The organism is Rhizobium mesoamericanum STM3625 (assembly GCF_000312665.1).
Classification (GTDB): domain Bacteria; phylum Pseudomonadota; class Alphaproteobacteria; order Rhizobiales; family Rhizobiaceae; genus Rhizobium; species Rhizobium mesoamericanum.
Window position 1 is genome coordinate 895,638 of record NZ_HF536773.1, and the last position, 19,211, is coordinate 914,848.

The 19,211-nt window shown below is 57.5% G+C and carries 13 protein-coding genes and 1 pseudogene; 6 read left to right on the forward strand and 8 right to left on the reverse strand.

Going from position 1 to position 19,211, the window contains the following annotated elements; all coding sequences use genetic code 11:
• Nucleotides 1–6 precede the first annotated feature (6 nt).
• Entirely contained in the window at nucleotides 7–1,332 is a 1,326-nt protein-coding gene (locus BN77_RS24395; RefSeq protein ID WP_007537117.1) for an FAD-dependent oxidoreductase, read from the reverse strand.
• A gap of 271 nt (nucleotides 1,333–1,603) precedes the next feature.
• Between BN77_RS24395 and BN77_RS24400 the strand changes: the two genes are divergently transcribed.
• On the forward strand, nucleotides 1,604–3,571 hold the full coding sequence (locus BN77_RS24400) for a hypothetical protein (protein WP_007537119.1): 1,968 nt from the start codon (nucleotides 1,604–1,606) through the stop codon (nucleotides 3,569–3,571).
• A gap of 176 nt (nucleotides 3,572–3,747) precedes the next feature.
• Nucleotides 3,748–5,184 (forward strand): oligosaccharide flippase family protein, encoded by a 1,437-nt coding sequence (locus tag BN77_RS24405; RefSeq protein ID WP_007537121.1) that lies wholly within the window; start codon nucleotides 3,748–3,750, stop codon nucleotides 5,182–5,184.
• Nucleotides 5,185–5,271: 87 nt separating this feature from the next.
• Here the strand turns inward: BN77_RS24405 and BN77_RS24410 are convergent, their stop codons facing one another.
• From BN77_RS24410 to BN77_RS24420, 3 genes are all read right to left on the reverse strand, one after another.
• Nucleotides 5,272–6,933 (reverse strand): Wzz/FepE/Etk N-terminal domain-containing protein, encoded by a 1,662-nt coding sequence (locus BN77_RS24410; RefSeq protein WP_007537123.1) that lies wholly within the window; start codon nucleotides 6,931–6,933, stop codon nucleotides 5,272–5,274.
• A gap of 8 nt (nucleotides 6,934–6,941) precedes the next feature.
• Entirely contained in the window at nucleotides 6,942–8,954 is a 2,013-nt protein-coding gene (locus BN77_RS24415) for a glycosyltransferase (protein WP_007537125.1), read from the reverse strand.
• Nucleotides 8,955–9,126: 172 nt separating this feature from the next.
• Complete coding sequence (locus BN77_RS24420; RefSeq protein ID WP_007537126.1) at nucleotides 9,127–9,852, reverse strand: sugar transferase; 726 nt, start codon at nucleotides 9,850–9,852, stop codon at nucleotides 9,127–9,129.
• A gap of 323 nt (nucleotides 9,853–10,175) precedes the next feature.
• Between BN77_RS24420 and BN77_RS24425 the strand changes: the two genes are divergently transcribed.
• The 3 genes from BN77_RS24425 (at nucleotide 10,176) to BN77_RS24435 (ending at nucleotide 12,941) form a co-directional block, all read left to right on the forward strand.
• Complete coding sequence (locus BN77_RS24425) at nucleotides 10,176–11,246, forward strand: glycosyltransferase (RefSeq protein ID WP_007537128.1); 1,071 nt, start codon at nucleotides 10,176–10,178, stop codon at nucleotides 11,244–11,246.
• Nucleotides 11,247–11,287: 41 nt separating this feature from the next.
• Nucleotides 11,288–12,625 (forward strand): polysaccharide biosynthesis/export family protein, encoded by a 1,338-nt coding sequence (locus BN77_RS24430; RefSeq protein ID WP_007537130.1) that lies wholly within the window; start codon nucleotides 11,288–11,290, stop codon nucleotides 12,623–12,625.
• Between the two features lie 73 nt (nucleotides 12,626–12,698).
• Nucleotides 12,699–12,941, forward strand: coding sequence for a hypothetical protein (locus BN77_RS24435; protein ID WP_007537132.1), 243 nt, complete (start codon nucleotides 12,699–12,701; stop codon nucleotides 12,939–12,941).
• A gap of 42 nt (nucleotides 12,942–12,983) precedes the next feature.
• Here BN77_RS24435 and BN77_RS24440 read toward each other — a convergent pair whose 3' ends face one another.
• From BN77_RS24440 to BN77_RS24455, 4 genes are all read right to left on the reverse strand, one after another.
• Nucleotides 12,984–14,003 (reverse strand): NAD-dependent epimerase/dehydratase family protein, encoded by a 1,020-nt coding sequence (locus BN77_RS24440; RefSeq protein ID WP_007537134.1) that lies wholly within the window; start codon nucleotides 14,001–14,003, stop codon nucleotides 12,984–12,986.
• A complete protein-coding gene (locus BN77_RS24445; RefSeq protein ID WP_007537136.1) occupies nucleotides 13,993–15,627 on the reverse strand; it encodes a GMC oxidoreductase in 1,635 nt (544 codons plus the stop codon). The genes BN77_RS24440 and BN77_RS24445 overlap by 11 nt, the downstream gene beginning before the upstream one ends.
• Before the next feature lie 171 nt (nucleotides 15,628–15,798).
• Nucleotides 15,799–17,232, reverse strand: coding sequence for a hypothetical protein (locus tag BN77_RS24450; protein ID WP_007537138.1), 1,434 nt, complete (start codon nucleotides 17,230–17,232; stop codon nucleotides 15,799–15,801).
• Complete coding sequence (locus BN77_RS24455) at nucleotides 17,222–18,337, reverse strand: acyltransferase family protein (protein WP_007537140.1); 1,116 nt, start codon at nucleotides 18,335–18,337, stop codon at nucleotides 17,222–17,224. Before BN77_RS24455 ends, BN77_RS24450 begins: the two co-directional genes overlap by 11 nt.
• A 702-nt stretch (nucleotides 18,338–19,039) precedes the next feature.
• On the opposite strand from BN77_RS24455, the pseudogene BN77_RS32520 reads away from it, so the two are divergent.
• Nucleotides 19,040–19,211, forward strand: a pseudogene (locus BN77_RS32520) (phosphomannomutase); the annotation flags it as partial.

The following is a 19,211-nucleotide window of genomic DNA, read 5'->3' on the forward strand; positions in this document are numbered from 1 at the left end:
GCCATCTCAACTGGTTGCGATCGCCGTCTCGACATCGATCGTCGAGACACGGGCGGTCGGCTGATAGTTGAACCCGCCCTGACGGCCGATCGATTCAATTCCGAAACTTTTCAGTCGCGCGATCGCCTCGGCCGCGATTTGGGAAGCCCCTTTACTGTAGATTGGATAGGCGTTTGTCAGCACATGGCTTCCCTCAAGCTGCAAATCCCCGCGGAACAATCCATTCGCACAAACGTGTTGGCGAAACTGCGCCTCCGCCTCTTCTGGAGTTGTTGCCGTACTAGCAATCACTTCGACCGCAAAATACTCCCGGTCGGCGACGCGCCCATAAAAGTCAGAGTAGACGGTCAAACGCTTCCAAGAGCCCTCATGCGAGAAGTTGTAAATGATGGATTGAGGAAATCCACGCTCTCCGGCAAAGCTGAAATAAAGCGATATCAGCGTAATGGTATTCAGTGCCGATGTTTGTCCGTTACCACATATGCGCTCGGCAACCGAGATCGGTACGGTGGAAACAATTCGGGCACTGCTCAACGTACCCTCATCAAGCAACAACTCGTATCCGCAGTCCGTTTTGTGAAGCTGGCGCACCGATGTCTTGAGCTTGAAGACGACGCCACCGCTCTCGAGCCTTAAGACGGCCGAACGATAAAGCGATTCAAAGCCTTCTCTTGGACGCGCCAACTGGCGATTCTTGGGCCCGGTTGATCGCTTGCGCCTGGCAAGGCGGCGGATGAGGTTGATGAGGGAGGCATAATCTGCAATCCAAAGCATCCGCTTGCGCGCGAGGTCGAGATCGATCTCTTCCGGATTGATGCCGTAGAAGCGCCGCATGTAAGTTCCAAGTCCGGACCTGTGCAGCAGATAACTGCCAATCCAGAAACGCGCAAAGTCTCTGGCGTTCTCCATCCGGCGCTGGAAGATGCGCGCATAGAGAACCGACGCGAAGATGCGGATCACGCCAATTGGACCTGCACCAATGATGTCGTCGCGCACCGAGATCGGGTAGATCGTGATTTTGCCTTGGGGATTGAGTCTCCCCCAGGTCGGTTCGATCGGGACATAGCGCTCAAGAAGCTCCGGAAAATGCCGAAGCAGAGGGGAATCATCCTGGAATATCAAACTTCCGACGTCGAAGGTGTAGCCTTCGTTCGAGGACCAATCCATGTGGTTTCCGCCAACGTGGTCGTATTCGTCAATGACGACGACGCTGTTTCCCTGCGCCGAAAGGATCGACGCTGCGACCAGACCGGAGATGCCGGCGCCGAGCACGACGACATCGAATTGCTGCACTGCGGACATTCGTAAGGAATGATGGCTCGCGTCATCCATATATGGTCCCCGTATTTTTCCCCCGAAAGTCATAGACAGTATAGCGCAATTAAAAAAGAGTCGACATCTCAAGCACTACGTACGCAAAACAATTGGCACGCGAGTAGTTTTTGCACCGATTCTGTGATGGGGAATAAAATTAAAATATTCGCTTGATGTAGATCAAATAATGCGGCAGACTTTTTTGCGGTTGCGAATTCCAGGACCCAGTCTTGCTGCAGTGCATCCTCACGATGTGCAGGCAGGAGGATCGACGGCAGAGGGTTATCCAGTGCTGCGGCAAAACCTCGACGATCTCCTTCAACGTCCCCTGGACGGCATCGATCTGATCTCGACAGACGTGTTCGATACCTTGCTGTTGCGCCAGCCGCGGTCACAGAGATCGCGTATGATGCAGGCCGAGCAGCGGTTTGCTCGCCTGCTGCGCAATGAAGGAATTTCCATCAGCCCCGCGCATCTGTTTCGGACCCGGCAACTGGCTGAAAGCTTTGCCTATCGCGCCCTGAACATTGGCGGCGGTGCGGGCGAAGTGCGACTTGTCGACATCGTCGAGCGCCAACTTGCCATGCTGGGTCTCCCCGAGCGGCTGATCGAGAAGCGCATCCTGCTGGAAATGGCCATCGAGAAGGTTTCACTTTCGGCGAATGAAAAACTTGCCAGGGTGTTGCGTCTGCAGCGCCAGGCCGGCATTCGCATCGTTGCCGTTTCCGATACCGGGCTGCCGAGACATCACCTGGCGGACCTGATCAACTACTTTCATGGCCCCGGCCTTATCGACAACATCTATTCGAGCGCTGATATCGGAGAGAGCAAGAGATTTGGCGGACTGTTTTCACGGGTTCTCGAGGAAGAAGGTGTCGCGGCGTCACGTTTGCTGCACCTGGGCGACGACATGCTCGCTGACTGTATCGTGCCGAGAAAGATGGGAATTCAAGCCCTGCATCTTCCCAAGGGTCGCCTGAGGCGGCTTGCCACGCGCGCCGATGGCGCGCGGGCGGAGGCCATGCGCAGTATCGGCAGCCGCATCCGGCGAACGTCGAGCTGCACGCCCGATCTCGTGGATAGCACGGCCTTTGGGCGGGAAGTGTTCGGTCCAATCGTTGCACAGTTTTGTCTCTTCATATGGCTTTACGCCAAGCAGGCTGAAACGCAGGGAGATGCGGCCTTGCTATTTTGTGCGCGCGGCGGCATCGGCATCAGGGAGGCCTTCGAAAGGACCCTTGCGAAGCTTGGCTTGCGCCTTGCAATTCGGCGCGAAAACATTCTGATTTCGCGCCTGGTGGCAGCCCGTGCGGCCCTCATGCGGCAAAGCCCGGCCGTGCTCGATGAGCTTGGCCGGGAGTTTGCGAAAAACACCTTTGGAGATGTTGCCAATGCACTTGGTGGGCGCGATTACGAGCTTTCCGGGCCATGGCAGCTGCCTTTCGAGCCAAGCCGCTTCTTTGCCATCATCGACACCCCCGAAGGGCGTGTCGTGCTCGATGACATTGCACGACAGAACGAACTGTTTAAACGACATCTGGACGAGGTCGCCGGCAACGCAACGCGCATCATCCTTTGCGATACCGGTCTTTATGGAAGCACGCAGCGCCTGGTGGCAGCCGGACTGCCCGAGCGCAGATTTGAGACGATCCAGTTTGCCCGGTGCAATTATAAGGGTCTGAGCGAAGATCATTTCCCGCAGGTCACCGGACTGGTCGTGGAGGAAAATCTCTATAATCCTCTGAAGATCGAGACGGTTATCCTTCGCTACTGGCAGATTATCGAGAGCCTCTTTGAACCTGCCATTCCATCCGTTCGCCATCTGAGTGAGGCAGCCGATGGGACCATTTACAGCAATGCCGGCAAGATCGCTTATGGCGAGCTCGATCCTTCGAACGGCAATCTCCTGCTTTCAGGCGTCCTTCAATACATCGATCGGATCGGGGATGGAGCCGAGATCATGGCCGACGCGGATCTTGCCTGGGTGCGCCTCAAGCAAGCCATTACCAGTCCGCGTACGTTCGACATGATGGCGTTGAGTGTTGGAGCGCGTTCAGTCGATTTTGGTCGCCAGGAAAGTGTTAATGTGCTGAATGAGCCCGTCGCCGCTGATCTTGCAAAGAAGCTTACAACGGTCAAATCACAGCTCTGGCGGGAGGGCGCCATTGCCCGCGATTTTCCGGTTTTGAGAACCGTACTCTTACCTGCGCTGGAGATAGCGCACATCGTCAGGGGAGTGTCGGCACACCTCAAATAGCCGAACTACGACGTGGAGGAACGTCAAAGGACAGCTGCCGGATTAATCCGGCTCCAAGCAGATCGAGGAGGACGGCTGGGGGGCGGGGCCGCGCAGAAATGCGCGGCCCCGCACAAGAAGATGCGCCATGGCTGGATTACTCCCCATGGCGGGAGTTCAGGATCTCGGAGTGAGACATGCTTGCGGTAAAGGCAATCAAGGGAGCCGGTTGGCTGGTCTTCTCGCGCTTTGTCGGACGGATTATCGATTTCTTCACGCTGCTTGTTCTTGCCCGCATCCTGACGCCTGCCGACTTCGGGCTCGCGGCGCTGGCGACCTCGCTCGTCGTGGTCGTCGATACGATGCTCGAGGTTCCCGTCACTCAGGCTCTCGTAAGACTTCCGGCAATTGACAAGAGCCACCTCGACACCGGCTTCACCGTCGGCCTGATGAGGGGCGTCGTCATCGGAGCCATCGTCCTCGTGGCGGCCTGGCCCTATTCGTGGATCAATCATGACAGCCATCTGGTCTTGCTCGTTGCAGTGCTGGCACTCGGGCCCATTTCGCGTGGACTGACCAGCCCAGCGATGGTCAATTTCGCCCGCCAGCTCGGATTTCGCCCGACGTTCATACTAGAGGCATCGGGCAAGCTGACCGCCGCCCTGATCGCAATGATCGTCGTCCTGAGCGGCGGAGCCTATTGGGCCATCGTTGCGAACTTCGTGCTCGCCTCGTTCGCATCAACAGTTGCTTCCTACATCCTTGCTCCCTACCGGCCTGCGTTTTCTCTGGCACGCCTGCCCGATTTTGCCGGCTTTATAGGCTGGTTTTCGTCAGCCCAACTCGTCTCGGCCTTGAATTGGCAATTCGATCGGTTCCTGATAGGAGCGCTGGCCGACCGCCCGACCCTCGGACGCTACGCCGTCGCAAGCGACGTTGCAGTCATACCGACCCAGAGCCTGATCGGCCCGGCATTGCAGCCGGTCATGGCGGCGTTCTCACAGATCAACGCCGATCGCGCACGCGTGAGACAGGCTTTTCTGAAGGCAACGCGCTTTGCCATGCTGATCTCGGCGCCGGCCTGTGTTGGGATATCTTTGACGGCAGATCTCGCCACCGACTTGCTGCTTGGTGCCAAGTGGGAACAAGCAGCACCTCTGCTCAGCCTGCTGGCTCTCGCCGTTGCGCCAATTCCCTATTTCCAGACGCTGTCGTCTGTCAGCGTGGCCCTTGATCGACCACACGTAATCTTCCGACTGAACGTGGTGGACCTTGGATTTCGCGTGCTCCTGATTTCAATCGGCTTCTATCTTGGCTCGGTCACCGGTGTGAGTATCGCCAGGATCGTCCTTTCAACGCTCATGTTTGTATTCTATCTCGCCGAAGCCCGGCGCTTGCTGGATCTCAGCATTTCTTCACAGTTGAAGAACCTCTGGAAGGTGACAACAGCCGCCGGCGCAATGGCAGTCGTCGTCTGGCTCTTGCGCGATGAACTTGCAGGGCGAAACTATCCGCACGTCATAGAACTCGCACTCGCGATTGCCGTTGGCGCGGCCAGCTATGGAGCGACCTTGTTGTTGCTCGGGGTGAGGCTGATAACCGGCAGCGGCCGGCTGGAACTCACGGACCGATGAGCGGGCGACGGGGTGCACGCAGTCTGCTGCACGATTGCCAAAGATCAACTCTCCGACACTCAATCGTGCACCACCTTAAGGGCTCAATCACCCACGTGTGCGATTTATGACGGTGCCGACCACATTGGCACCTGCGCGGCGCAAGAGCTGAACAGATTCAGAAACCTCTTCGATTGTCGTCTGGCCAGATCGCGCGACGACAAGAACCGCGTCGGCATAGCTTGCCAATGCAAGCGCATCCATGGAATGGCGCAGCGCCGGAAGATCAAGAAGTACGTCACCGCGTAAGCGTGCGGCCTCGAAAATGCGCCGAACACGCGGATTGCGAAAATCGGTGAACAGGTTGGCGTTCGTGTCTCTGGAATGGATTGGCAGGACGGCGATTCCTCCAACGTCCTCGAAATTCAATTGCTCCGGCATCAGGCCAGCAAATACGGCACCGGCCAGCGAGACAGCAGGCAGACTGTCGCCGACCGCGCGGTGATCATCGCCATCAGCGGCCTTGAACAAGGTTACCTGCCGGCCTCCGCGGTTGATGAGTTGCGCGAGGCTGGCGCAAAGCGTCGATACGCCGGCGCCAGGTGTCCACCCGACAACGGCAATCACGATGCTCTTGTCGTTTCGAAGGCTCGTGCAGGCAATTTCGATGGACGTGCGCAAGTCGCGAATGGCTGCGACGAATTTCTGCTGTTGCGGGCTGGTAATATGCCAGGGAACTCCCTTGGCGCCGGGGACATTAGGGATGGAACCGAGGCATCGTACGTCCATTTCCCGGGCTAGTTCCCTAGCGCTACGAACGCGGCGATCGAGCGCCATGCGCACGACGACGACGCCGAAGCCAAGGATTAGTCCAATAACCCCGCCAAGTGCCGTGATGAGAGATTTACGCGGAGCCGATGGTCCTAGCGGTGACAGCGCCGCGCCGATGATGCGCGCATCAGCATCCGGCGTCGCGATTGCCGGTAGCGTGCCTGCGTGCATTGCCTCGCGTGCAGCGTCCACCTGCCTCGCAAGTGAATCGAGCCTATCCTGCAATGCTTCGGTCCGTGCCCGAGCGATCTGCTCCTTGAAACCTACGGTCTGGTAGATGTATCCCGAAACCGTTGCGTTGGCGACGCGAGCGGGAAGCTTCGGATCAGACGAAGAATACTCGATTTCGATAACAAAGGATTGCCCGACGCGGCGGGCGTTGAGGCGAGACATAAAATTGAGGAAGGCCGCCCGGTCCGCCTCGTTGGCAAGTTCGATTCCCCCGCTTTGAGCGTCCGGCGCTGTTTGATCGACTGTTGCGCGATCGGCCGTTAGATGCCCAAGGGACAGCCTGCCCAACAAGCTACCAATGAAGCTCGGCTGGCTGCGACCAAGCTCCGGGTCATCTTTCAGATTCAGGCTTTCAAATACCGCCGACAACAAGCGCTCCGACTTTATCGTCTGAAGTTCGCTATCGGCACGGTTGAGATCAAGCGTTTGCTGGGCACCGAACTCGCCGCCGGTGACTGCAGACTGACGCGGTTCGAGCAGAAGCGTCGCGGTCGCCTGGTAGGTGGGCGGCAATGAGTGCGCATAAAGAGCAGCGATCAGGATGCCTGCCATGCTACAAACGGAAAGCGAAACCTTATGACGGATGCCGAGATCAATCACCGCACGCAGAAGTGCGATTGGCCCGTCGCCGGTCGCATCCGACTGTGTTTCGTTCACCCGCCAGAGTCTCGAGGTAACATCGATAGGGCGGGGCCTGTTGAACATCATTCGTGCTCCTAGCGCTGACGTGGTTTGCTGGCAGATGGCGGCGTGGCGATAACAGCGGCGCGTTCCGGCTCGAGACGACCACGCAAGGCGTCGAAGGCGGCCAACAGATTACCGCGCACTCGGCCTCGCCGGTCGATGAAGGGTTCGGGCCAGACAGCACGACTAAAGTTGCTGGCGATGTTGCGGAAGATCTGGCCGACGACGTTTGGAAGGCTCATCGTCCCCTTGGCCAGCATATAAAGTGGATTGATGACCTGGGAGTATCCGAGCCGATCACCGCTGACCCTCCCGCTTTTGACGCCCATGTGGACACCAAAGGCGAGAGCCGACTTGACCAATCGGCCGCCGCGCCTGGAAAGGGCCGCCGCAAAGTCACGATCCTCCAGCCAGCCGTAAAGGACGAGCCGCTCGTCGAAGCGCAGATCGCCAATGGCCGAAAACCGGAAGGCCATGTTGCAGCCGTAAGGGCTGAACGGTTCGGACCACGTCGCTTCTGCCTGGCCGGCATCGACCAGATCGACCGCCTCTTGAAAAGATATTCCCGGTCCCTTGATCCCATCTGCAAGGACGTGGCCCGTAAAGCTCACGACGTCGTTCTCGTCGCGGAAAGCCTGCAGGGCACTCGCCAGCCAGTTTTTATCAGCGATGAAATCATCGTCGAAGAAAGCGACGATTTCGGTTCCCGGTTCAACATGGTTCAGCGCGGTATTGCGCTGCGCGGCAAGCCCCGGCGGACCAGTGACTATGGTCACGTCCGGGTGATTTCGGAGATCGCCGGCATCCGAAATATCGACACAGGAGACAAGCACTGCCTCAGGCTTCAGTCGCTGTGTCGAGAGAAAGTGCCGCACGCTTGCCGCAACGATGTGCGGTCGCCCCCTGGTGGCGAAGATGACGCTAACGCGCGGCAGGACCGGATCGGCTGGCTTGTGGCTCTTTATCGCGGCTCTCGGATCGGCAAGGAGCTCCGTGTAGCCGCCTGCAGTCTTCTTCCATGAGAATTGGCGAACATGGTCCTGGCCCCGACCCGCCAAATCATTGCGCAACTGCTCAGACGATTGAAGCATCCCTATGCGCTCGATCCATTGGCGCGGCTCAAAGGGCGAAGCAACAAGTGCTGCGCTGCCACAAACCTCCGGCATGCTGGCGCAGTCGGACGAAACGACAGGACAGGATCTCGCCATCGCTTCGATGATGGGCAATCCAAAACCTTCGGTGAAGGATGGGAATGCAAGACAAAGCGCACGATCAAGAAGATAAGCGAGATCGTTGTCGGATACGCGCCCGAGAAGGTGGACGTTTGACCGCCGTTGCAATGCCTCCTTGGTAAATATGCCGTCGCCCCCGCCGGCGATGACAACGTCAAGGTTCATTTCATCAAGTTCCGGTGCGATGTCGATCAGGAGCGACAGATTCTTGTGGCGTGCTCGCGAACCAAGGGCGAGGACAAACGGCCTGTGCGCGTTCATCCCTCCCAGCATTTTCGGGGCCAATTCGGCCGCAGATGGATCCCAAAGCAGCGCATGCTCGTGGCCGTTCGGAAGCACAGCGATATCCGACAGGCGAACAGGAAGATGCCGCGCCAATTGCCGCGCGGCCGCATGGGATACGCAGGCTATACGTAAGGATCGGCGCACAAGCAGCGGCTGGAGAGTGTGGTAAAGCGTACGGAACGCCCGGCTATAGCTTTGCGGCGCGGCAAAAATGTTTGCGTCGTGAATGCAGACGATCTGGTCGGTTTTTGCAGCCGGCGCCGTGTTGCACAAGTTGAGAAGCCTGCGACTGCCACTGAGATACGGCAGCTCTATCTGCTCCCAGGCGTGACCGTTCAAATGTCCGCCCTTTTCGGTTCGTATCAGCCGCAACGACAGGTCGGTCGCATTGGCCGGTACGATGAGGGCGGAGCCGTCTGATAGAGCAAGACTGTCCATCGCCTTGACGACATTGCGCGCGTAGCGCTGGACGCCCGTCACGTCCTGCGTCAGAAAGCGGCCATTGATTGCGAATTCCCTCGCGCTCATTCGAAACTCTCCTGACAACCGCCATCGTGTCGCGTGTGAAAAAGATCCAGATCAATTCACATTCAAGGCTTGCCCGCCCTTGGACCTTTGCGCGACCAACCAGCCCTGCCTTTTAAGCAGGCGCCAAAGCCCGTCGATGAAGGGGATGGCGCGATTGTCGCGCCTTCGTAACTTAGTAGCTGCCACGTGAGCGAAGCACCGCAGGGATCGTCTTCAAGATGATCGCCATGTCGCCAAGGACACTTTGTTGTTCGACATAGCGTGCGTCGAGCAAGACGCGCTCACCGTAGCCGATATCGCTTCGTCCGCTGATCTGCCACAAGCCAGTCAATCCCGGGCGGACCCTGATGTAGTCGGCATAGTGAACACCATAGAGTTCAGCTTCGCTTGCAACGATCGGCCGCGGTCCGACCAGGCTCATATGGCCGCGAAGGACGTTGAACAGCTGCGGAATTTCATCAATGCTGCTCTTGCGCAAAAATGCGCCGAACGGCGTCACACGTGGATCGTCTCTGAGCTTGCGTGTCGCGTTCCATTCCGCCCTGAGCGCAGAATTGGCCGCCAGATGACGGCGCAAAACCTCGTCGGCATTTCTCACCATCGTGCGAAACTTCAGACACGGAAACATCACGCCGTACCGTCCGATGCGTCGGTGGGCTATGAAGATCGGCCGCCCCTGCAGGATCAGGAGGATTGCGATCAGCATGAGGATCATCGGCGACAGCACGAGAAGCCCAATGAGGGCTATGACGGCATCAATCGCGTACTTGACGCCGCCGGAGACGGCGGAGCGGCTCTCATGTCCGAACCGATCGGACCTTCGGGTGGTCGCCGTGCGAGATTGCAGCGGTACCTTGTTGAACCCGTCGAAATCTCGACCGAGATCAATTTCCCTCATCTGCGTACTCCCCTTGTAAAAAAATAGACTTCGGGCACTTGCAGACAATGCCATCATGGCATGCACAAGAAAGCTAACAAGTATTAAACGATTTGACAATAAATTTATTGCGCTGCACTATATAACTGTGCAGCGCGGGAAATGGACGTCATTTGTTCATCATATTTCTGTGTTAACTGCCTAATATAATTGCTCATCGTCTCTTTTTTAATCGAGGGGATTAGCAAGAAGTACGCCCGCAATGCACGCCACAGTAACGTTGATTCTAGTATCGCGAGGGGCTTGGCGTGCGAGTAGCAATTATTCATTACTGGCTAGTAGGAATGCGAGGCGGCGAGAAGGTTCTCGAAGCACTCTGCGATATATTTCCGACGGCTGACATCTATACACATGTTTGTGATCTTTCGGTCATTTCCGACAAGATCAAGAAACATAAGATACAGACAACCTTCATCGGCGGCCTGCCCTACGCAAAGCGGATGTACAAACGCTACCTTCCGCTGATGCCAATGGCCCTGGAACAGCTTGATCTTGGAGCTTACGACCTCGTCGTCAGCAGCGAGTCGGGTCCTGCAAAGGGCATCATACCGACCTCGCCCGCCTTGCATCTTTGCTACTGCCATTCCCCGATGCGCTACATCTGGAACATGTACAACCGCTACTACGACAGCTCCGGCCTGATGACGCGCCTGATGATGCCGCCCATGGCGCATTATCTCAGGACATGGGATGTTGCGACCGCCAATCGTGTCGACGATTTCATTGCCAATTCGACGACTGTTGCACAACGCATCAAGAGTTATTATCGCCGCGATGCCGACATCATTCATCCGCCTGTCGACACGGCCGCCTTCCGTCCGGTCCCTGCCTGCGACGTCGAAGATTATTACCTGATGGTCGGTGAACTCGTCGGGTACAAGCGCCCAGACCTGGCGGTCGAGGCCTTCAACCGGATGAAGGCCAAGCTGGTTGTCATCGGCGGTGGCGAAATGCTTGATCATCTCAAAAAACTTGCTGGCCCAACCGTGAAAATACTGGGCGCCCAGCCCTTCGACGTCCTTAGGCATCACTATGCCCGCTGCAAGGGTCTCATCTTCCCCGGAGAAGAAGATTTCGGGATCGTGCCAGTCGAGGCGATGGCCAGCGGGCGACCGGTCATTGCCTTTGGCAGGGGTGGCGCCACGGAGACCGTGGTGAACAACAAGACCGGCGTATTCTTCGAAACGCAGACAGTTGAGGCCCTGATTGATGCGGTCGAGCGTATGGAACGGCTGGACTTCAACCCTGCAGATGCCGTGTCTCGCGCTGCCGATTTTCGTAAGGATGTCTTTGTGGATCGCTTCCGCACTTATGTTGCCCGTACCACGGGCGCCACATTGGCAGTATCGGCCTAACCCCACGTGCCTGCCAGGACTGTGTCAACAGGAGCAATGACATGCGGTTTTCTTCCATATGCGATTGGGTCAAAAGACAATGGTTCGGCTCCACTTCGAAGGACACCTTGAACAGCAAGGTAGCGGCCTGTAGCGCATTTCTGGCAATCGCCATTGCAGCCGGTGGCGCCCAAGCCGGCGAGGAATACGTTCCTGGACCGCAGGACACGCTGAAAATTCGCGTCTACGAATGGCGCCCGAGCACCATGACGGCGTTCGAATGGGCTCCCTTGTCCGGAGAGTTCGTCGTTTCTTCAGCGGGCAACCTTTCATTGCCAATCATTGGGACCGTTCCGGTGTCCGGCAAAACCCTGGAACAGATCTCCGAAACGATTGGACAGCGTCTCCAAAGCGAGGTCGGCTTGCAGAAACGGCCGAGCGCCTCGGTGGAAATCTCGTCATACCGCCCGTTGTTCGTAACCGGCTTGGTGGCAACCCCCGGCAAGTACAACTACAATCCCGGCCTCACCGTCATTCAGGCATTGAGCATGGCCGGCGGCATCGGTTCGACCGATGCCAACGTCATCGGCCTTCAGCGTGATGCTTTGTCGAGCCGGGGCCAGATGCGGGAACTGGAAGCAGAAAGGCTCGGTCTCCTGGCGCGACAGGCGCGCGTCGATGCCGTTTTAAGCGGAGCATCGTCAGTGACGTTTCCCGCGGAGCTGGTGTCAAAGGCGAAGGATCCGCGGTTTTCCCGAATGATGGAGGAAGAACAGTCGCTTTTTGAAACGCGCGAGCGCTCGATGATGACAGAGATCGATGCGCTGAACCGCGCTAAAGTGCTCGCCAACAACCAGATTGCGGCGCTGAAGGAGAAAAGTGCTTCCCTTGCAAAACAGATCGAGCTGGCTGGCAAGGACCTCAATTCGGTCAATAAGCTGGTCTCGCAGGGCCTGACGGTTACCGCCCGCCAGCTTGGTGCCAACCAGAACGTTGCCGAACTCGAAAGTCGCAATCTCGATGTTTCGTTGGCCACGCTCAAGACCGAGCAAGACCTTGCCAAGGTGGACCAGGATATCGCCGACGTGCACAATCGCTACCGTGTGAACGCGCTGACCGAGGCAGCCGAATTGCGCGACCGATTTGCGTCAAACGCCGAAAAGGCCAAGACGGAGCGCGAGCAGCTGAAGAACCTTCAGATCCGCGCCCCGTCGGCCATCGCTTCGATCGCCGAGGAAAAGGATCCCTTCACCTTCCTGATGACAATCAATCGGGTTGTGGACGGCAGTATGCGAACGCTGGTTGTGAATGACAACGATCCTGTCCTGCCTGGCGATGTGATCCGGGTGGAGCAGCGCGAAGAACAAAGTGCAGCCGTAAGCGATGTCAGCAGCAATTGACAGCGAGCTTTGCGCCGCTGCATCAAGATGACAGATACCCGATATCGGGGTGTCAAGGGGGGCGGAATACCCGATGGGCTGGGCGCTTGTCGTCTCATTTCTGATCGGCGCAATCTGCGCTTTGCGCATGCCCGTCCTGATTTTTACGCTGATCGTTGTCGCCGTATTGATTGCCTATACGGGCGTCAGCCTCTCCACCGGTAGCCCGTTCACGCACGCAATCGGCTGGGGCTTTATTTTTGTCTCGGTGCTCGAAGCAGGTTACGTGGTGATCCATGTTGTTGCTGCATGCGTTCTACATACGACGGGCCAGTGACGTGCAAAACGGCCGCAAGAGACACAACAAATATCCTTTGAACTAGACGGGATTGTCCGGTCTGACGAGGTCAGATTGCATGGCCGCCCTCGCCTCCTTGGCCAATCTGGCAAGCGCCAGTTGTTCAGCCTTTGCCATCCCGTATTTCAGCCTGTAGCCGGCTTTGCTCAAACGCTCGCCGGAAAAACGCATGCGCCAAAGCGGGTTTCTGATTGGCAAGGAGTGGAACCGGATGAAATCGTGGAGCCAGTCGACAATCCATGGGGCGCTGAAAACACGGTAGCGGCGATCACCGCTTACCGCGAAGGCCTTGCGCATGAAATCGATATGCCTCGGCATATCGCGGTCATCTTCTGCAAGATTGTAAATATCAACCCGTCCGGGCTCCCCCTTGCCCGCCAAGCCTTGCTCCATTGACCAGATCAGTGCGTCCGAAACATCGCCGACATAAATGTGGTGGGCGTGCCGGTGCGAGGCAAGCATGCGTTTGATAAAATTCCAGTCGCGAACGCCGATGATCTGGCTGATATCCACAACGACAGCCGGCCTCAGCACAGTGCATCGCATCCGCTCGGCAACGCGCAGGAGCGCCAGCTCACCCGCAAGCTTGGTGCGGCCATATTCTCGAACATAGTCGAGGGCCCAATACTCAGAGACGACGTCCTGGTCTACGGACAAGACCGGCGAACTCTCGGAGATGTGGATCGAGCGGCCCGAGCCGTAGACCGCTATCGAACTCGTATAGCAAAACGCCTTGACACCGGCATCCTGCGCGGCGCGGGCGAGCCGTTCGGTTGCGTGTTCGTTGAGGGCTCTCATCAGGTCCTTCTTGCCGATCTCAGCAGCTAGATGGATGACGCCGCTGCAGCCCTCGACCAGCAGATTGAGCTTAGTTTCATTGGCAAGATCAACTTTGCGCCATTCAAGGCTTCTATTGTCGGCCGACGGCGGCGTGCGAGAGGTGGTCGCTCGCACGCGATAGCCGCGTTCAAGGAGATCGGAAACAACGACCCGGCCAATCCGGCCCGTCGCACCCGTCACGAGAATGGTTTCATCCGGCATGGACCAGCATCTCCGTGAGAATGGGGCGCTCTGGTCTGTCCTTCAAATGGTCGGCCAGACGGATGGCCATGGCGACAATCATCTGCGTCGGGTTGCAATGACCGGCTGTAGGAAATACCGAGCTGCCTGATACATAAAGCCCCTCGACGCCGTGAACCTGACAATCGACGTTGACGACCCCCCGGGACGGATCGCTTGACATGCGTGTTGTCCCGGTTGGATGAGCGACGTCGACGAAGCTTTCGGGAATCGGCGCCCTGTCGCGAACCCAGTCCGCCAGAACCGGCACCGGAAAGCCAATCCTGGAGAATTCGGACGCGACCAGTTCTGCCATGCGATGCATGGTGCGCGCCTCGTCCGGATGGCTGCGCCAATCGAGCTTGGGCAGCCGCATCCCGAAGCGATCCCGACGGTCAGACAAGCTGATGCGGCTGTCTGCATCGGGCACCTGCTCGCACATGCACTCCAGCGTCAGCTCCTGCAGCTTGCGGGGTAGTCCGTTGCGCGCCCCGAAATAGTCGATAGTGCCGCGCACCATTAGAGGAATATTGCGCACCACGCTTATTGCATCCTCGGGTAACCGCGGCTTGCGCGCCGCCAGGCGCCGCAACGCGTCCCATGGGTCGTCTGGCGCAAGAACCTCGCCGAGCCACGCCGCGCAATTAAGCAGCCGTTCTTCTCGTTGAATCGTCGGACTCAGTCTAAGGCCAGCGCGGAAGAAATGACCCTGCACATTGTAGCGTCCGAACCGGCGCTGCAACGCTGCCGAACCGTTAAGCGAGAAAACTGCCGCTGGACCGCGAAGGTGATCCATCAGGTAGCGGCCTACCTGGTCCCGATCATTGCCAAGCGCAGGTCGGTCCGGCTTGCCGGAATTCAGAAGGATGCGGGCGTTCTCGATACCTCCGGCACAGAGCGCAACCGCGCCGGCAACGAGACTATGCTTTCGTCTGTCGTTTGTTGCAAACTCAAGCCCGCGCGTTTTGGTAGACGCGTCGTTTGCAAGCACTCTGAGAGCGGTCGCTCCCGTCACCAATGTGACGTTTGATCCCAGATGCTTGGCAATATGCCGGCCGAAGCGCATATACTCGAACGGATAAGACTCCGCATCGTCCCTGCTAAACTGCCAGAAGAATGGCAGCAGGCGGTTGGCAGCAACCTCAGCTTCCGGCGCAGTCCGTCCGGCGATCGACCAGAAGCGCTGGTCGCTATAGCCGCTGCCAACCGCGAGCCCCAGATGGCTTGCGCTGCGATCCATGTAAGGATCGAGCTCGTGCATGGCGATTGGCCACCCCGAATGATCGACCCAATCACGCTGCTCGAAGTCGATCGCGTCAAATGGCCCACACCGCCCTCCCCAGGTATGTGAACTGCCGCCAAGGATCCTGTTACGCACCGACCATTGGTCGGGCGCACGCGGCCGCCCGATGTTTTCGATGTCATTGAGAGCGTCATTTTCGGGATTGCGCTGCTCTCCGCCGCTTTCCAGAAGCACCACACTCAGTCCTGAGTTAGATAGCTCGCGAGCCAGGGTGGCGCCAGCCGGTCCGGACCCGACAATGCATACATCGCAACGTAATAGGGGGACGATGGTCCCGCCGGGCTGGAGGTCTATGATTGGCATGTTTTCTCGCCCTTTCTACTACTAACCGACCGGATTGACCAAGCATCGCCCATCGAAGGAACCGTCCTTGAGCGGGCCGAAAGAGCGACCTGGCGCTCTGCCTGATTTCTTAAGGGATGGTCCTCTTCCAGGTTGGCCCTTCGGGCAGGTCATGATCTCACCATCGATGATTTAGGGTTGTCCGACCAAGGAGCGAGACTCGGGTGGGATCGCGCCCTGGTAAAGTGGAATAAACGGGGCTCCCATGACCTCGATGGGTGCGGGACGGCTCGCAGCCAGTCCGGCCAGAATAAAGAAAAGGAGACCAAGGTCGACAGTGGGGCCCGCCACAACAGATCCGGCAAGCAGGCACAGGCAGCCATTGCGCGCAGCACACCTGATATCGGCAATAAAGCTTTTTGAGGGATGACGTCCCGGGGCGAGCGCGGTGACTGCAAACACCAGCATGAACAGTGCACCAGGAATGCCGACGTTTGACAGCACGGCGACGGGGAAGCTTGATGTGCGCGCGGTTCCCAATCCCGCCCCAAGGCCATAAGTGTCGAAAAAGTTTTGCAGTCCGCTGGTGTTCCAAAAACCGCGTTCGAGCGCTGAGCTCGACGTTGATTTGCTAAAAACAAGAAGATCTACGTAGCTGTGAATTGCGTTGAAGACGTCGTCTTGTAAGACAACGATAAGAATGGCGAGCAGAGCCAAAGGGGGCCCGAGGACCACCACCGCGGCGCTATTGCTGCTGTTGTGACCGACCCCACTGCGCAGCACCGCCGTACCATAGAAGATTGCCAAGCAGACGGGGGCGGCAACGAGCCCCGTGGAAGACGTACAGGCAATGATCAGAACCAGAGACATTATGGCTAAGGGCCCGGTCCAGATCGAATATCGCTGGCATAGCCACATCGTTGAGGTGAAGCCGAAAGCCCCAAGCGTCGTCCCCGCGAAAGCAGATGCCTCTGGCCACGACCCTACGATTCGCTTGAAGCCGTTTACCGTGTCGTTGTCATGGAAGGTATATTGCGCATTGCGGATGAACTGCAGGAGTTCCTGGCCGCCAACGGCGCCCGTAACGACGTCGATAAGCGCAAACAGGACGTTGAAGGCGGCATATGCAATCAAGCCGATTACAATTGCCCGGTAGCCCTCCATCGTCGATCCGACAGCTACGATGAGCATGAAGCAAACCAGATCCGCGGCGAGGTAAACCGCCTGGGTCAGGTTGCTACTGATCGGTCCGAGCGGTACGACGCCGCCCGTCAACGGCCGGTCAGATACGCCAAGGGGTACAATGAACGTTGCATCGGCAAACAAGCGGGGCAAAAAGTACGCGGACAAGACGCCATAAAGAACGAGACAGGCGAGCCAGAAACCGGGCCGGCCGAACTGGATAGCGTCAAACAGTGCCTGGGGCCGTTTATTGCGTATCGCAGCCAACGCAACGAATATCAGGAAAAGGTGGGCCGGCTGAATGCTTGAAGAACCGACAACGAATGCGGCCGCTGCCCCCAACAGCGTCAGCGTAACGAAGGCTTTGATCGTGGCATCCTGACCAAGCGCCATGCAATAAAGACCGAGCGCGATTGTCACGATACCGATTGGTTCAACGCCCATCGCCGGCCACCGTTACCTCGCGGGCGACCATCGTTGGCTTGGCTGCTCGCGCCTTGCCAGCCTTACCTGCCATCAAGCCTTTGAGCTTGAGTGCATGCTTTTCCACGGCGTGCCAGGAAAACGTCGCAAGCACAATCGTTACCGGCAGCGCCAGGGCGATACTAATGTACCATTCGCGATGTTGAGGGAAAAGATGGGCAACCGCCTGCTGCACGGGAAATGCATAAAGGTAGATCCCATAGGAATAATCGCCGCTGGCAAGAAGGGGATGCTTGGGCGGTTTCGTAAGTCCGATCGCAACCGTCACGTAAGCAATTGGGAAGGCTGCGAAATAAGGCGCATAAGGCAGGTTCAACATCAAGAACGAGACGACGGCCGCTGCAATCGCGAGCAGCGGTGTTACCGTGATGCGTTCGCGGCAGATATAGAGAACGACGCCAGCCAAGAAACTCAAAAGCAGAATGCGCCCGGGCAGCGCGCCGTCCATCGGCAGTTCGGCCGCCCCACGCAAAAGGTCGCGGCCTATCACCGCGACATGGGCCAGCACCACAACGACAATCAACGATACCGGCCGATAGACAACACCCACTACCGCAAGCACCGTCAATGCGACGTAGCACTCCAGTTCGTACGGGATCGTCCACAGGGACACGTTGACGGCCTGATAGTACGGATTATCGCGAAACAGACCGGGCAACAGATATTGGATGTGGCCGACGATATTCAGAAAGTAGGCCGAAAACTGCGGATCCGAGACGTAGGCGCCAAGTGGAAGCACCGTGAACATCGGCCCGAGCAACAGCGCGCAGAGCGTTACCTCGACGGCGAGCGCCGGAACGAGGCGAAGCGCACGCAGACCAAGGAAGCGTGCAACGTTGCGCGTCCTTAGGAGACTGGCACTGACAAGAAAGCCGCTCAGAGCGAAAAAGGCCGGCAGCACGAAGGTTATCAGGCCACGCAGCGGCGGCTGAAACAAGAAAGCTTCTCCCGCCTTTCCGTAAGAGACGGCGAAGCTGTGGATACATAAGACGGCGACCGCAAGTATCACCCTAAGGTAGTCGAAGCCGGTGGTGTATCCCTTCCCGAACCGCTCTGCGATCGACATGTCCTTGCTCCGCCGTTAGCGTTGCAGTAAGTCATCAATACTACGCTGCATCGCACAATAGACATGAACTCAGTATTTGCAAAGTCATTTATTGCAATGCGATAAAGTTTAGGCATGCGAGGCGAGACTTTTGAGAGAGATAGCGCATCGGCCTGCTCCGCCCGTCCGCCGCATGCGAGCCGGCCATTGCTGATTATCGTAAATTGTTGAATATATTTGTCATCCGTCGATGAAGATCTCGATCGGTGAATTGCAGAAGGATTCAGTAGAAAATATTGCATTGCATCAGGATTCTCCGCCGAAACCACGAACCTTGGCACACTTGCGGGCGTGACTCCGATTTATTTCTGTTGCAAAATTCTGACAACCATGGAACTCTCGGTGTAATTATTGGAAATAACCATGACACGTTTTGTCCAATTAATGCGCGCGCCCGGCGTCTACTTGCGAATGCTAGTAGCTACAGTTGCGTTCGCCTTGATCGCGTACCTGCATTATGAATCTGTAACATTGACACTATACTATAGCATTATTTGCATCTTTCTTATGCAAATTGGCTATGTAGGCGGCGTTTTGTTCCTTATCTGGCGTGAGACTCACCCCAAAAAGAAAACTGAAAGTTGTGCCAGCAAAATTGTTGTGTCGTTTCCGGAAGGAGGAGAAGCCGGCCTTAGGACACACACATTGAAGGATTGATGTGTAGTGAAATTCGGAACAAGTGGGCTTCGCGGCCTATCGGTCGACCTCAAGGGCCGAGCCTCAGCGCTCTATGCGACAGCCTTTGGCCGCTACCTGCTCGACGCTGGAATGGCGCGCCGCGGTGATGCCATCCTGATTGGCCAGGACTTCAGGGATTCCAGTCCGGAGATCGCGG

Excerpts from the sequence above, each read along its gene's own strand:
- BN77_RS24440 (WP_007537134.1), bottom strand. The coding sequence starts at position 14,003 with ATGCCGGATGAAACCATTCTCGTGACGGGTGCGACGGGCCGGATTGGC.
- BN77_RS24425 (WP_007537128.1), top strand. The coding sequence starts at position 10,176 with ATGCGAGGCGGCGAGAAGGTTCTCGAAGCACTCTGCGATATATTTCCG.
- BN77_RS24395 (WP_007537117.1), bottom strand. The coding sequence starts at position 1,332 with ATGGATGACGCGAGCCATCATTCCTTACGAATGTCCGCAGTGCAGCAA.
- BN77_RS24430 (WP_007537130.1), top strand. The coding sequence starts at position 11,288 with ATGCGGTTTTCTTCCATATGCGATTGGGTCAAAAGACAATGGTTCGGC.
- BN77_RS24410 (WP_007537123.1), bottom strand. The coding sequence starts at position 6,933 with ATGATGTTCAACAGGCCCCGCCCTATCGATGTTACCTCGAGACTCTGG.
- BN77_RS24415 (WP_007537125.1), bottom strand. The coding sequence starts at position 8,954 with ATGAGCGCGAGGGAATTCGCAATCAATGGCCGCTTTCTGACGCAGGAC.
- BN77_RS24405 (WP_007537121.1), top strand. The coding sequence starts at position 3,748 with ATGCTTGCGGTAAAGGCAATCAAGGGAGCCGGTTGGCTGGTCTTCTCG.
- BN77_RS24435 (WP_007537132.1), top strand. The coding sequence starts at position 12,699 with ATGGGCTGGGCGCTTGTCGTCTCATTTCTGATCGGCGCAATCTGCGCT.
- BN77_RS24420 (WP_007537126.1), bottom strand. The coding sequence starts at position 9,852 with ATGAGGGAAATTGATCTCGGTCGAGATTTCGACGGGTTCAACAAGGTA.
- BN77_RS24455 (WP_007537140.1), bottom strand. The coding sequence starts at position 18,337 with ATGTCGATCGCAGAGCGGTTCGGGAAGGGATACACCACCGGCTTCGAC.
- BN77_RS24450 (WP_007537138.1), bottom strand. The coding sequence starts at position 17,232 with ATGGGCGTTGAACCAATCGGTATCGTGACAATCGCGCTCGGTCTTTAT.
- BN77_RS24445 (WP_007537136.1), bottom strand. The coding sequence starts at position 15,627 with ATGCCAATCATAGACCTCCAGCCCGGCGGGACCATCGTCCCCCTATTA.